The sequence below is a fragment of the Azospirillum sp. TSH58 genome, from assembly GCF_003119115.1.
Lineage (GTDB): Bacteria > Pseudomonadota > Alphaproteobacteria > Azospirillales > Azospirillaceae > Azospirillum.
This window is the reverse complement of record NZ_CP022366.1, coordinates 261,124-274,579: the sequence shown is the minus strand read 5'-3', so window position 1 is coordinate 274,579 and position 13,456 is coordinate 261,124. Positions and strand designations below refer to the sequence as shown.

13 protein-coding genes and 1 pseudogene are annotated in these 13,456 nt (G+C 69.2%); 6 read left to right on the top strand and 8 right to left on the bottom strand.

The features are described from left to right. Window positions 1-924: 924 nt before the first annotated feature. Window positions 925-1,887, top strand: coding sequence for a replication initiator protein A (locus TSH58p_RS19930; protein ID WP_109071997.1), 963 nt, complete (start codon window positions 925-927; stop codon window positions 1,885-1,887). A 15-nt stretch (window positions 1,888-1,902) separates the two neighbouring features. Here the strand turns inward: TSH58p_RS19930 and TSH58p_RS19925 are convergent, their stop codons facing one another. Continuing rightward, window positions 1,903-2,784 carry a LysR substrate-binding domain-containing protein gene (locus TSH58p_RS19925; RefSeq protein WP_109071998.1) on the bottom strand — a complete coding sequence of 294 codons (882 nt, stop codon included), beginning with the start codon at window positions 2,782-2,784 and terminating at the stop codon, window positions 1,903-1,905. A gap of 113 nt (window positions 2,785-2,897) precedes the next feature. Here TSH58p_RS19925 and TSH58p_RS19920 point away from each other — a divergent pair, with 113 nt between their 5' ends. Continuing rightward, complete coding sequence (locus tag TSH58p_RS19920) at window positions 2,898-3,959, top strand: YeiH family protein (RefSeq protein WP_109071999.1); 1,062 nt, start codon at window positions 2,898-2,900, stop codon at window positions 3,957-3,959. A 10-nt stretch (window positions 3,960-3,969) separates the two neighbouring features. Here the strand turns inward: TSH58p_RS19920 and TSH58p_RS34140 are convergent. Together TSH58p_RS34140 and TSH58p_RS34135 are read right to left on the bottom strand one after the other, a co-directional pair. After that, window positions 3,970-4,191: pseudogene (locus TSH58p_RS34140) on the bottom strand (Ada metal-binding domain-containing protein); the annotation flags it as partial. A 143-nt stretch (window positions 4,192-4,334) separates the two neighbouring features. Further along, the gene (locus TSH58p_RS34135; RefSeq protein ID WP_247895544.1) at window positions 4,335-4,874 is read right to left on the bottom strand and encodes a hypothetical protein; all 540 of its coding nucleotides are present in this window, start codon (window positions 4,872-4,874) and stop codon (window positions 4,335-4,337) included. A gap of 278 nt (window positions 4,875-5,152) precedes the next feature. Here TSH58p_RS34135 and TSH58p_RS19910 point away from each other — a divergent pair, with 278 nt between their 5' ends. Next, entirely contained in the window at window positions 5,153-5,806 is a 654-nt protein-coding gene (locus TSH58p_RS19910) for an HAD family hydrolase (protein WP_109068423.1), read from the top strand. A 97-nt stretch (window positions 5,807-5,903) separates the two neighbouring features. Continuing rightward, a complete protein-coding gene (locus tag TSH58p_RS19905) occupies window positions 5,904-6,101 on the top strand; it encodes a hypothetical protein (RefSeq protein ID WP_035683083.1) in 198 nt (65 codons plus the stop codon). A gap of 71 nt (window positions 6,102-6,172) precedes the next feature. Here the strand turns inward: TSH58p_RS19905 and TSH58p_RS19900 are convergent, their stop codons facing one another. Both TSH58p_RS19900 and TSH58p_RS19895 read right to left on the bottom strand, forming a co-directional pair. Further along, entirely contained in the window at window positions 6,173-7,273 is a 1,101-nt protein-coding gene (locus tag TSH58p_RS19900; protein WP_247873863.1) for a GNAT family N-acetyltransferase, read from the bottom strand. A 444-nt stretch (window positions 7,274-7,717) separates the two neighbouring features. Further along, entirely contained in the window at window positions 7,718-7,942 is a 225-nt protein-coding gene (locus TSH58p_RS19895; protein ID WP_014200230.1) for a hypothetical protein, read from the bottom strand. Window positions 7,943-8,121: 179 nt separating this feature from the next. Here TSH58p_RS19895 and TSH58p_RS19890 point away from each other — a divergent pair, with 179 nt between their 5' ends. Both TSH58p_RS19890 and TSH58p_RS19885 read left to right on the top strand, forming a co-directional pair. Next, complete coding sequence (locus TSH58p_RS19890; protein WP_109068425.1) at window positions 8,122-9,144, top strand: AAA family ATPase; 1,023 nt, start codon at window positions 8,122-8,124, stop codon at window positions 9,142-9,144. Beyond that, on the top strand, window positions 9,134-9,991 hold the full coding sequence (locus TSH58p_RS19885; RefSeq protein WP_109068426.1) for a ParB/RepB/Spo0J family partition protein: 858 nt from the start codon (window positions 9,134-9,136) through the stop codon (window positions 9,989-9,991). Before TSH58p_RS19890 ends, TSH58p_RS19885 begins: the two co-directional genes overlap by 11 nt. A gap of 262 nt (window positions 9,992-10,253) precedes the next feature. Here TSH58p_RS19885 and xsc read toward each other — a convergent pair whose 3' ends face one another. The 3 genes from xsc to TSH58p_RS19870 are packed head-to-tail and all read right to left on the bottom strand — an operon-like array spanning window position 10,254 to window position 13,447. Next, window positions 10,254-12,029, bottom strand: coding sequence for a sulfoacetaldehyde acetyltransferase (gene xsc / locus TSH58p_RS19880; RefSeq protein ID WP_109068427.1), 1,776 nt, complete (start codon window positions 12,027-12,029; stop codon window positions 10,254-10,256). Between the two features lie 47 nt (window positions 12,030-12,076). Further along, a complete protein-coding gene (locus TSH58p_RS19875) occupies window positions 12,077-12,445 on the bottom strand; it encodes a hypothetical protein (RefSeq protein ID WP_109068428.1) in 369 nt (122 codons plus the stop codon). 36 nt (window positions 12,446-12,481) lie between these two features. Then, window positions 12,482-13,447 (bottom strand): DmsC/YnfH family molybdoenzyme membrane anchor subunit, encoded by a 966-nt coding sequence (locus TSH58p_RS19870; RefSeq protein WP_109068429.1) that lies wholly within the window; start codon window positions 13,445-13,447, stop codon window positions 12,482-12,484. Window positions 13,448-13,456: the final 9 nt, after the last annotated feature.

Below are 13,456 nucleotides of genomic sequence, written 5' to 3'. Positions count from 1 at the left end.
TCATGAAGTCGCCAAACCGCTGATGCGGGGTCCGGTTCTCCCGGTCTTCCATCGGTTTTCGACACTTCGGTGTGCACGAGGGCACAGGTCGCCAAACCTGTGCCCTTTGTGTTTCCGGAGGTCGTCTCCTCCTTTACGTCATCGTCGTCCCCTTCGGCGTGTCGCGGCGGTTCGGGACCGCCAGCCAAAAATCCTGGCCCAAAAATCCCGGCCCAAAAGCTATCGGTTCGGGCTTTGGTGAGCCCGTTACGCAAGATGTTGTCGTGGCCCCGACAGGCTGTCCACGATTCAAATACGTGCGTCGGAATCGCTCCGGTTGCGCCGATGCGGGAGCATGGAGTCAGTGGAATCAAGGCTTTGAGCCCCATGGAGCGGTGGCGGACGACGTCCGGGTGTCGCCGTTCTGCCGAGAAACCGGGCGGAAAACGTCGCCGTTCTGCCGAAAGATTCCAGCGCACGGGGCGGCGCGCCGGAGCGTCGGACTCCGCCGGATGTCGCCGTTCTGCCGAATAATCTGGTCTGTGGCCCATCGGTGACTCCGGGAATCGGCCGAGAATCGGACTCCGACTCGCGCAACCGAGTGTCGCCGTTCTGCCAATGTGCTCCCTCCGCGGCGGCCTTTGGACCCTCGGGATTCCGGAAAGAGTCAGGGAATCCAAGCCTTTCAGCGCCATTTTGCGGCTTGTCGGGAGTCCGGACCGTCAGAACGCGGACGCTTTCGGCAGGGAGACCCTCCAGCGGGGCACAGCGTCCGGGGAAACTGGCAGAACGGCGACATCCGCCCGTACGGTCACAGCGTCGTTTCCGGCCGGTGAGGAATCTTTCGGCAGAATGGCGACGTTGGCGCCTGCGTCGTGGAACATGCGGGGCGTATCGGGAATCATGACCGTAACCGCCAGCGGCGCGGCCGGGGAGACTGGGTGCATGGACGACCACAAGACCGACAAGGAAAACGCCGAACTGCTGGACCGTCCGGTCCAGCTGGCGCTGCGGCTGGATTCGCCGCTGCGCGGCGACGTGAACAACGACCGGGCCCTGATGGCCTATTCGCTGTTCGGCCTGTCCAAGGACAAGGTGGAAAGCCTTCCCACCTACGACGACGGCAAGGTGAAGATCGAGGTGCGCGCCCCGCGCGACGTCGGCGTCGCGACGATCTGGGACAAGTCGGTGCTGATCTACGCCGTCTCGCTCCTGCGCGAGAAGATGGCCGAGGGCAAGATGGGGCCGGAGGTGGGCAAGCTGCACTTCACCACCAGCGACCTCCAGCGCATCGTCGGCAAGACCGCCGGGGGCAGCGCCTACGACAAGATCGAAGGGGCGCTGGAGCGGCTGCAGGGCACGCAGATCAAGACCAACCTGGAGGCCGGGGGCGAGGGCGAAAGCGGCGCCTTCTCCTGGATCTCCGACTACAAGCTGCTGTACCGCCGCGGCAAGAAGGACGGCGAGCGGCAGGTCCGCGGCCTGACCCTGGTCCTGTCGAACTGGGTGGTGCGCGCCGCGCTGGGCAACAACCTGCTGACCTATTCGGAAGACTACTTCGCGCTGAAGCCGATCGAGAAGCGGCTCTACGAGATCGCCCGCGCCCATCTGGGCCACGGCAACGCCTTCTGGATGGCGCTGGAGCCGCTGCGCAAGCGGGTCGGCTCCGACAACGACCTGCGCAAGTTCAAGAACGCGCTCGGCCCTGTGCTGCAGGCCGACCGCATCCCCGGCTACGGCGTGCGCATCGTCGAGGCCGCGGAGTACAAGGAGCTGATGACGGCCCGCGGCGCCTCCATCGCCCGCGTGCTGAACGCCGACCTGCCGGTCATCTTCTGGCGCAAGGACGCCGGCGAGCCGGAGGGCTGGATCGACATTCCCAGGGTCGAGTTCGACGAGGTGGTCTGAGCCCCCTCCCCTGCCCTATTCCCCCAGCAGAAGAGCGCGGAAGGTCCGGGCGGCGTGGCTCAAGCCGCGCTCGCGGTGGCGCAGCAGGCGGAAGGGCCGCTCGGGCAGCGGAAAGGGCACGCGGTGCAGGTGCCCGGCCGCCAGCGCGCCGCGCGCCACCAGATCGGACAGGGCGGTGGCCCCCGCCCCGGCCGTGACCGCCGACAGAACCGCCTCGTTCGACGGCAGCTCAAGCGCCACCGGCAAGTCCTCCGGCGCCCCGCCCTGCCCGCGCACCGCCTCCTCGAACTCGGAGCGGGTGCCCGACCCGGCTTCGCGCAGGACCCAGGGGGAACGGTGCAGGTCCGCCGCCGGCAGGTCGCTCCGCCCGCGCCAGGGGTGACCGTCGCCAACCAGCAGCAGCAGGCGGTCGCCGGGCAGACGGTCCTGTTCGAGCAGCGGGTCCGTCACCTCCCCTTCCACCAGCCCGAGGTCGGCGGCGCCGTCCAGCACGGCCCTGGCGACCTGGGCGGTGTTGGCGGCCTTCACCGCGACGTCGACGTCCGGATGGCGCCGGTGGAACGCCACGAGCCGTTCGGGCAGCCAATAGCCGGTGATGGTCTGGCTGGCGTGGATGGCGATGCGCCCGCGCTTCAGCGCCGACAGGTCGGCCAGCATGCGCTCCGCCGCCTCGGCGCGGGCCAGCACCGCGGCGGCCTCGTCCAGGAACAGGCGACCGGCCTCCGTCAGCTCGATGCGGCGGCCCACCCGGTCGAACAGGCGGACGGCGTGCCGCGCCTCCAGGCTGGAGACCGCGGCGCTGACCGCGGACTGCGTCAGATTCAGGGAGGCCGCCGCCCGCGTCACATGCTCCTGCGTGGCGACCGCCACGAAGATGCGGAGCTGTTCGAGAGTCATCCGGTCCCCTGCCTGTCAATCGTTCGATAAATCCGAATGATTCATCCAGTATAATCCGTTGGTACGAACGGTCCAGAGGGCGCAGCTTCCCGGCATCGGAATTCGAGGACGCCATGCCGACCCCTGCTCTTTCATCGCCCCGCCGGTCCTTGGACGCCCTGTTGCCGGGGATTCTGCTCTGCTCCGGCGTGAGCGGCGCGGCGCTGGCTCTGCAAAGCCTGGAAGTGCGGATCTTCGGGCAGGCCTGGCTGGAGGCGCTGGTCCTGGCGATCCTGATCGGGGTGGCCTTGCGCAGCCTCTGGGCGCCGGGGCGGCGCTGGAAGGCGGGAACGGACTTCAGCGCCAAGACCCTGCTGGAGGTCGCGGTGGTGTTGCTGGGCGCCTCCATCGACCCGGACACGATCCTGGCGGCCGGGCCGGGGCTGGTGGCGGGGATCGCCGGGGTGGTCGCCCTGGCCCTGGCGGTCAGCTACGGCATCGGGCGCCTGCTCGGCCTGCCGCCGCGCATGGCGGTGCTGGTCGCCTGCGGCAACTCCATCTGCGGCAACTCGGCCATCGCGGCCACCGCGCCGGTGATCGGGGCGCACGGCGACGATGTGGCCGCGGCTATCGCCTTCACGGCGGTGCTGGGCGTTCTGGTGGTGCTGGGCCTGCCGCTGCTGGTGCCGCTGCTCGGGCTCAGCCCCATGCAGTACGGGGTGTTCGCCGGGCTGACCGTCTACGCGGTGCCGCAGATCCTGGCGGCGACCGCGCCGGTCGGCGCGCTGAGCGTCCAAATCGGGACGCTGGTGAAGCTGCTGCGCGTGCTGATGCTGGGGCCGGTGGTGGTGGCGCTGGCCCTGATGGCGAAGCCGGAGGGGGCGGCCCGGAAGGACGCCAAGGAAGGGGGCGCCAAGGTCCGTCCGCCCCTGCGCCGGCTGGTGCCCTGGTTCATCCTGGGCTTCCTGGCTCTGGCCGGGCTGCGGGCGGCGGGGCTGATCCCGGACGCCGCCCTGGCGGCCAGCCAGACCGCGGCGGGCATCCTGACGGTGCTGTCGATGGCCGCCTTGGGGCTCGGGGTGGATGTCCGGATGCTGTCGCGGGCGGGCTTGCGCGTCACCGCGGCGGTGGTTCTGTCGCTGGCGGCGCTGGGCGCCATCGGTCTGGGGTTGATCCGCCTGCTCGGGATCATGTGAGCGCGGATGGCGGAGCGTCGGGGCGGCAGCGCTTGCAGGGGCGGAAGCCCGCCGCCTCCGCCGCCGCGGCGTCCGGGTGGAACGCGACGTTCTCCCGCTTGGCCCGTCGCGATGGGCAGGACGGCCGGCAATAGACGCCGGTGGTGCGCACCGCATAGACGAAGCGTCCGTCACCGTCCCGGCGCATCACCGCCCTCCACATCATGTCTTCGTCCAGGGCATCCTCGTCCATGGTGTCCTCCCGGTCCTGCTGCCGTGATCGTCGCGGATGCTTCGACGGCGGGCCACCCGTTTCCTGCGCCACGCAAAAAGACGGCCGGCAGAGGTCTGCCGGCCGCGAGGTTCGGGGAGGGAGGGATGCGAAGCGGGGGAGCCTTACTTCTGGATGCCGGTGACCTGCTGCTGGGCCTTGTTGCCGATGCCGGCGGAGAGGTTGGAGACGGTGCCGAGGTTCTGGTTGAACAGGGCGCCCGGCGCGCCGAACTGCATGGCCTTGACCTGCTGCTGGGCGGTGTTGCCGATGCCGACCGCGCTGTTGCTGACGGTGCCGGCGTTGCTGTTGAAGCCGCCCAGGGCGAAGGGCGCCTTCACCCCGCCGCCCATCCCGCCACCGGTCTGCAGGCCGAAGACCTGCTGCTTGGCGGTGTTGCCGACGCCGGCGGCGAGGTTGGAGACGTTGCCCAGGTTGGAGGCGGTGCCGAAGGGCCCGGCCAGCCCGCCGCCCGCCTGGACGCCCATCACCTGCTGCTGCGCCTTGTTCTGGATGCCCGCGGCGGTGTTGGAGATGACCCCCAGGTTGCTGGCGTTGCCGAGCGGGATGCCGCCGGTCATCAGGTCGCCGGCGAAGGCCGGGCCAAAGGAGGCGGTGGAGCAGAGCAGGACGGCGGCGGCGGCGATCAGGGTGGTGCGGCGCATGGTATGGTTCCTTCCGGTGTCTGAGGAGTTGGTGTCTGGGGGAGTTGGCTGCCGGTTCCGTCTGCGTCTGGCCCCGGCCTGTCCGATGACCAGACCCTACGCCCCGCCGCCCTCCCCCGCTGTGGCCTGCGCCACACTGTGGGACAGCTTTTCCGAAAGGCCTTTTCTTCCGCCCGAACCGTTGAGGCACGGGGGATTTCCTGTACGATCCCCCGACGCCTTTTCCGGCACCCGCCCTTGTTCCGTGCGGGGCCACCACAACGATGCGAGACGGCGCAATGCTTCAGACACCCGACCGGTTGGACCCGGAGGTCGTGATCTTCGATTTCGACGGCGTCATCATCGACTCCGTGCCCACCAAGAACGGCGGTTTCGCCATCCTCTACGGCATCGACGATGCGGAGACGGAGGAGCGGATGCGCCAGACGATCTGGCGCAACGGCGGCCTCAGCCGGTTCAAGATGCTGGCGATCCTGGAGCGGGAGATGTTCGGGCGCGACCCCGGCCCGGCGGAGATCGACGATCTGGCCCGCCGCTACGCCGAGATCGTCGATCCGCGCGTTCCCGACTGCGCGCTGATCGCCGGCGCGGAGACGGTGCTGGACCAGTTGGACGGCACGCCCTGCCACCTCGTCTCGGGCACGCCGCACGAGGTGCTGATGGGCACCGTGCGCGCCAAGGGGCTGGAGCGGCATTTCCTCAGCATCACCGGCTCCCCCAACGTGAAGGCGGAGGTCTTCGCGCGCATCGTCGCGGAGGGCGGGCACGACCCGGCGCGGTCGCTCGCCATCGGCGATTCCCTGACCGAGCTGGAAGCCGCCCGCAAGGCCGGCATGGGCTTCGTCGGCGTGGTGTCGGAAGGGCTGCCGAACCCCTTCCCGCCCGACGTGACGGTGGTCGGCGACCTGCACGGGCTCGCCCAACGACTCTGAGCGGCGGATTTGCGGTAAACGGTCGCATCGGGGTATTGTTTATGGGGCCAACAATCCATAAATGATTATGGCATCCTATGACGAAAGGGAGGTCAGTATGCCCGTGCCGAAAGAGGCTGCCGAAGCCGCCCGTGACCGTTATCTGGCGATCCTCAGCGGGTACCCCGGTATGACCCGCGCCGAAGTCACGAAGCTGTCCGACGACTACGCCATCGCGGTCAATTTCGCGTCGGGCATCCCCGACGATCTTCCCAAGGATCTGGACGGCGTGCCGGTGATCGCACGCACCCAGTGACGCTTATCCGGTGACACGCAAACGAAACGCCCGGTCCAGACCATGGACCGGGCGTTTTGCGTGTCCGATATTTACGCCGGGTTGGATGGTGTGGTGGCGTCGGCGCGCTCGGCCTGCCCCTTGTTCATCGCCATCGCCATCATCTGGCTCGCCTGCGCGGTGCAGGTCGCGGCCAGCGTGCGCACCGTCTGGCCGCCTTCGACGAGAAGCCGGCTGAGCATCGGGCCGGGCGCTTCGAAGGTGCCGATGAACACCCGCTCCTCCTCCCCCTTGCCGGCGAAGCCGCGCTTGAACAGGTGGACGCCGGGGTTGGCCTGGGCGTTGACGCCATGCAGGTCGTAGCGCTTTCCGCCGCTGGCCTTCACCCATTGCATCGCCTTCCAATGGACGAGGAAGGCCGCGTTCAGCGGCAGTCCGGCCTCCGCGGTGGCCGAATTCTGCATCAGCGCCGTGTCGCCCAGCAGCGACACCACCACGCCGGCCACCGGTTCGCCGTTGTGGGAGGCCATCACGGCGTGCATCTTCATGCCGTCGGGCAGGGCGCGGTGGACCTTCGTCAGGGTGCGGCTGTCGAAGGCGCGGAAGCCCTTGCGGCGCTGCGTCTGGATGAACAGGTCGTCGATAGCGTCGAGAATCTCCGGCGAGGAGCCCTCGACGATCTCCAGCCCGGCCCCTTCGGCCTTGGCGAGGCCGCGGCGCCAGTGGCGGGACAGATCCTTGTGGATCGTCGCCTCGTCGCGGGTCAGGTCCATGATGAAGGTGCGGTACGGGGCCTTGGCGTCGCTGTGCCGCATGCCCAGCGCCTCCATGGCGGACAGCGCGCCGGCGCCCTCCCCTGCCCCGTCCTCGACGCGCGGCAGGACGCGCAGGAACAGCCCGCGCCGGACGCTGTACTCGGCCTTCATCGCCTCCATGATGGCCAGGAACGCCTCCGGATCGGCTTGGCGGCCCTTGGGACGCCACAGCGGCCCCCACATGACCAGCGCGATGCCGCCGATGCCCGGCACCCGACGGACCAGCAACTGCGCCGCGGCGACCGGCTGGCCGTCCCGGCGCAGCACGATGTGGCTGAGGTCGCGGTTGGGATGGGCGAGGCGCCCGAAATCCCAGGTCTGGAAGATGTTGGCGTCGTCGAATCCGTTCATGACGGCGTACCAGCCGCCGCGGTCCATACGGTCGATCTCGACAGCGGGTGAAGCGTCCAGGCAATCGCCCCCAAATGCGTCGGTGTGAATCTGGCGTTTCCCCAGCGAAGTCACGTCGAACCTCTCGCGTGGTTGGTCGAATGGGCGCAACCGGGGCAGGCGTGGAACCCCGCCCGTCCCGCATCCCTGGCCGGAGGCCAGAGCCGTCGGATCGTCAAAGGTCGAAGCTCCGCGGAAGGTCTTAGGCAGATCACGCGCGGCCTACGGTCTTTGCGATCGTCCACAAACAATAGGAGACGCACGGGAAAATCACACAAACCCTGATGGGTTCGCGCAAAATCCCACTGGATTATTCTCTGTGGCTAAGCGCTTTTTCTGGGGATTGTATGGGCTACGCCCGTATCGACGCGGATGCTGCGGCGCAATACGCCCAATTCGACGCCGGCGAGAGGGTTTTTGAGGATTCGGCTGTCAGAACATCGTCAGCTGGATGATGCCGTCCGCGCGGGCGTGGCGCTCCGCCGCGTTGGCGGCGGCGTCCTGGGCGCCCTCCTGCGACTGGGCGATGCCGACGGCGATGCGCTCCCCGGCCACCGACACGGTCCAGGTCCAGCGGCCATCGGTCCGCCACGACACGGCCAGTTCACAGCCATGCGCCTGACACACCAGTTGCCGCACCGACCAGTTCGCCGCCATTCGCGCAAACCCCATAGCCCCGGAACCGCCTCCGGCCCCGCATGCCTAGTTATGCACCGGAGCGGCCCCGTTCCGCCAGTGCCGGCTGCGGCGAGGCGGTGGGTAGACACCCATTGCGGGGGTTGGGACGACTTGATAGCTTCCCAGACGACTCCGGCAAATGGGGCGACGAGGGGGCAATGACCGGCGACGATTTGAAGCTGCTGCGCGAGAGGCGCGGCCTCACCCAGACGCAGATGGCCGCGTTCGTGAACGAACTGACCGGCCGCCGATACGACAAGCAGCGGCTCAGCAAGTGGGAGACGGGGCGCGAGCCCCTGCCCCGCGACGTGCTGGGCCGTCTGCTGCTGCTGTCCCTGGAGCAGCCGGCGACCGCGCCGCCGCGCGCCGGGACGACCATCGCCGTCGGCCTGCAGAAAGGCGGCACCGCCAAGACGGCGACCTCCATCAACGTCGCCTTCATGCTGGCCCGGTCGGGCAACCGGGTGCTGCTGGTGGACGCCGATCCGCAGGGCAACGCCACGGTGCATGTCGGCGTGCCGCAGACCGACGTGGTGGCGCTGACGGAGCAGGGCAGGGTGCTCTACCACGCGCTGATGGGCAAGGCGAAGCTGGCCGAGGTCATCCGCCCGACCAGCGTCGAGGGGCTGGACGTCGTGCCGTCGAGCATCGCGCTCGCCAGCGCCGACACCGAGCTGCCGGGCAACCTGACCAACGCCCAGACCGCCATGGCGGAGATGCTGGACGCGGTGCGGGGCGAGTATGATTTCATCCTGATCGACTGCGCGCCGAACCTGGGGGCGGTCACCATCAACGCGCTGACCGCGGCGGACTATGTGCTGATCCCCTGCCAGGCGGAGCCGCACGCCATCCTGGGCGTGAACGCCTTCCTGGACACGGTGACGAAGATCCAGCGGCGTCTGAACCCGAACCTGCGGATTCTGGGCGTGCTGCCGACCATGCTCAATCCCCGCCAGACCCAGGACCGCTCCTCGCTGGAGGACATCGGCCGGCTGTGGGGCGAGGATTACCGGGTCTTCCCGCCGGTGCCGCGCGCGACCATCTACGCGCAGGCCGCCGGGGCCAACGTCATCACGCTGGACGCCGACATCGGCGCGCCGGGCGTGGAAAGCTACGCCGCCATCGCCGGGGCCCTTCTGAAGGCCACCGGACGCGTCCGGGAGTCGTCCGATGCCGCCTAAGAAGCTGACCCGCCAGACCGCCGCCACAGTCCTGCAAGCCAAGAACACCGCCCCGGCCCTGGAGACCGACCGGCTGTTCGGGCTGACCGGCGCCCTGCCCCGGCTGATCGAGGCCGACGTCGCGGCCATCCGCACCGACCCCAACCAGCCGCGCACCGTCTTCGACGAGACCGCACTCGCCTCGCTCGCCGCCTCCATCGAGCGGCACGGGCTTCAGCAGCCGGTGCTGGTGCAGGAGACGGCGGAGAAGGGCGTCTACCGCCTCGTGGCCGGGGAGCGCCGCCTGCGCGCCCACCAGATGCTCGGCCGCCCGACCATTGCCGCCATCATCACCAAGGGCAAGGCGGAGGAGATCGCGCTGATCGAGAACGTCCAGCGCGTGGACCTGGACGCCATCGATCTGGCCCGTGGCCTGACCCAGCTCATCGACAGCCACGGCTACGCCCAGGCGGAGGTCGCCGCGGTGCTCGGCTGCTCGGAGGCCGAGGTGTCGAAGCGGCTGAAGGTGCTGGACCTGCCCACCGACATCCTCCGCGAATACCGGGAGAACCCCGACGCGGTGTCGCGCTCCGCCCTCGTCGAGCTGGCCTTCGTCGGCGACGAAGGGGAGGTGAGGCGGCTGTGGCAGTCGGCGCGCACCGGCGGGCTGACGGTGCAGTCGGTGCGCGCGGCGCGGGCGTCCAAGGCGCCGGGGTCGGCGGAGCCGATGCGGGTTCTGGGCCGCTCGATCAACCGCATCGAGAAGGAGCTGAAGGCCATCGACGCGGTCAGCAACGCGATGCAGAAAGAGCATCGGGAGCTGCTGCGGGACCTGCGGATGCGCATCGACGATCTGCTGGGGGAGTGACCGCTTTCGAAATCGAAAGCGTCTTTAGGTTGTGAGTTATTCGATAATTTAACAACCTATAAGAGCTTTCGAAGTCGAAACGCGGAATGCCCCAGGGCGTCACTGTTGGGCAGTCCTGCCCCCACCCCGACCCTCCCCCGCTGCGCAGGGGAGGGGGCAAAAAAATTCCCTCCCCTGCGTGAGCGGGGGAGGGTCAGGGTGGGGGCAAAGCCCCGACAAGTTTCAACGACGAAGCACCGCGTGACCGGCGCCGCGTCCCGCCTTACAGGGGCTGCTGCGGGCGCATGTCCGCCGGGTCGATGCCGGCGACCGCCACCGGCTTCTTCATGGCGTCGCGGCGGAAGGGCTCGCCCAGCTCCTGGTTCAGGATCACCTCGACGAAGGTGGTGACGCCGCGCCCCTGATCCTCGATGGCCTGGCGCAGGGCGGCGGTCACCTCGTCCTGGGTGCGCGCGGTGACGCCCTTCAGGCCGCAACCCTCGGCCACCTTGGCGTAGCTGAGCTTGGGGTTCAGCTCCGTCCCGACGAAGTTGTTGTCGAACCACAGCGTCGTGTTGCGCTTCTCCGCCCCCCACTGGAAGTTCCGGAAGATCACCATGGTGACCGCCGGCCATCCCTCGCGGCCGATGGAGGACATCTCGTTCATCGAGATGCCGAAGGCGCCGTCACCAGCGAAGCCGACCACCGGCGTGTTCGGGCAGCCGATCTTCGCGCCGACGATCGACGGGAAGCCGTAGCCGCAGGGGCCGAACATGCCCGGCGCCAGATACTTCCGCCCCTCCTCGAAGGTGGGGTAGGCGTTGCCGATGGCGCAGTTGTTGCCGATGTCGGTGGAGAGGATGGCGTCCGCCGGCAAGGCGGCCTGGATGGCCCGCCACGCCTGACGGGGCGACATGCGGTCGGACTCGCGCTCGCGCGCCTCGGCGTTCCAGCTCGTTCCGGGATCGTCATCCTCATGGTCGAGCGAGGAGAGCAGTTGCAGCCACGCCGACTTGGTCTGGTGGATCAGCGCCCGGCGCTCCAGCCGCCCCGCGTCCCCGGCGCCGGGGGCGAGCTGCGCCAGGATCTGCTGCGCCACCTGCTTGGCATCGCCGCAGATGCCGACCGAGACCTTCTTGGTCAGGCCGATGCGGTCGGGGTTGATGTCGACCTGGATGATCTGTGCGCCCTTGGGCCAATAGTCGATGCCGTAGCCGGGCAGGGTGGAGAAGGGGTTGAGCCGGGTGCCGAGCGCCAGCACGACGTCGGCCTTGGCGATCAGCTCCATCGCCGCCTTGGACCCGTTGTAGCCGAGCGGCCCGACCGACAGCGGGTGGCTACCGGGGAAGGCATCGTTGTGCTGGTAGCCGCAGCAGACCGGCGCGTCCAGCCGCTCCGCCAGCGCGATGCTGTCGGGAATGGCCCCGCCGATCACCACCCCGGCGCCGTTCAGGATGACCGGGAATTTCGCCTCCGAGAGCAGGCGGGCCGCCTTGGCGATGGCCTGCCGCCCGCCCGCCGGGCGCTCCAGCCGGACGATCTGCGGCAGCTCAACGTCGATCACCTGGGTCCAGAAGTCGCGCGGCACGTTGATCTGCGCCGGGGCGCAGCCGCGCCACGCCTTCTCGATGACGCGGTTCAGCACCTCGGCCATGCGGCTGGGGTCGCGCACCTCCTCCTGGTAGCAGACCATCTCCTTGAACATGGCCATCTGCTCGACCTCCTGGAAACCGCCCTGGCCGATGGTCTTGTTGGCGGCCTGCGGCGTCACCAGCAGCATCGGCGTGTGGTTCCAGTAGGCGGTCTTGATGGCGGTGACGAAGCCGGTCACGCCGGGTCCGTTCTGGGCGATGGCCATGGCCATTTCCCCGGTGACGCGGCTGTAGCCGTCGCAGATCAGGGCGGCGTTGGTCTCGTGCGCGCAGTCCCAGAACCGGATGCCGGCCTTGGGGAAGAGGTCGGAGACCGGCATCATGGCCGAACCGATGATCCCGAAGGCGTGCCGGATGCCGTGCATCTGAAGGACCTTCACGAACGCTTCCTCGGTGGTCATTTTCATGGTGCGCATCCTCGTTGCATGGATTGGGGAGTAGGGCGGCGGGGCGGTCAGCCGGCGATCACGCGCGGCATGGCCCGCTCGCCGGGGCCGGGAAGAATGGCGGGCCGGTGCACGGCGATGAGGGGGGCGTAGCCGTCGGCCCCCTCCGGCATCGGCATGGCGAACCAGCGGTAATGGCGCCCGCTCCAGACGAGCAGCCCTTGGCTCAAGCCGTGGCCGTCCACCGCGAAGCGGTCGATCAGGCGGCACGCGAGGCCGGCGGACAGCGGCTCGTAGACGACGCCGGGGCCGGAGCGGAACCCCACGCGAGGGCGGGAAGGCGAGCCGCAGATGTAGAGGCTCCGGGCGTCCATCGCCTTGGCGCGGGTCATCAGGAAGGCCAGGGTGGAGTCGTGATCGGTGTGGCCGTACGACATGTCTGCTCCTTTCCTATGGTGGTCGAGACGGCGGGCTCAGGCTTCCCCGGCGCCGTAGAAGAGGGTCACGGTGTGCTTCGCCTCGGCGAAGAAGAGCCAGCGCTCGGCGACCACCCCCAGCGCGGCGGCGGCGGCGGCCAGCAGCGCCAGCGTGCCGGACAGGGCGCCGGGACCGGCGACCAGCGCGCCGAGACTCAGCGCCGCTGGCAGGGCGAAGGCGGCGAGGCGGGTGATGACGCGCAGCCGGACGGCGTGGCGGCGCCCGACGCGGAAGCCCATTTCCTTGAGCAGGTAGTTGTCCTCGCTGTGCGGAGCGTCGAGCAGGCGGACCCGTCCGATGTGGCCCGATCCATTGTGACCGAGGCCGGTGGCCGTCTCCGCCGTGCTGACGGGGCGGGCGGTGGCGCAGTGGCGCCAATGCCCCTCCTTGGCCGCCCAGGCCAGCGCCACCGACGCCAGAGCCAGCAGGGAGGACCAGCCCGCCGCCTGCCCCGTCACGCCCAGGAGCGCGTTCAGCAGCAGCGCCCCGGTCATCAGCGACAGCGCCAGATAGGTGCGCGGCACCCAGGGATTGGCCCACTGGCGGATGGGCTTCAGCGAGGCGTAGATCATCGCCGTGCAATAGACGGTGACCGCCGCCATCGCCGCGGTGATCCAGCCGGCGATACCGGCGATGACGCCGGTGGCCGCCAGGGCGATCCAGGCGATGGCGAAGACGCCCGCCGGCAGGAAGGTGGCGACCGCCGCCACCCCTTCGCGCGACAGCCAGGAGCTGCGCCATTGCGACAGCGCCCGCCACGCCCGCTCCGGCCGGCCGAGATGGGCCAGCGAGGACAGCAGCCCGGCCACCACCAGCCCCAGGGCGAGGGCGAGGGCGGCGAGGCCGAACAGCGGGCTTTCCGGCAGCAGGCCGAAGGGCGCCAGCAGGCCGAGCAGGGCGAGCAGGCCATAGCCGGCGCCCGCCGCGCTGGTGAAGAAGATGATGGAGAAGGCCGGATGCATGGGAACCCT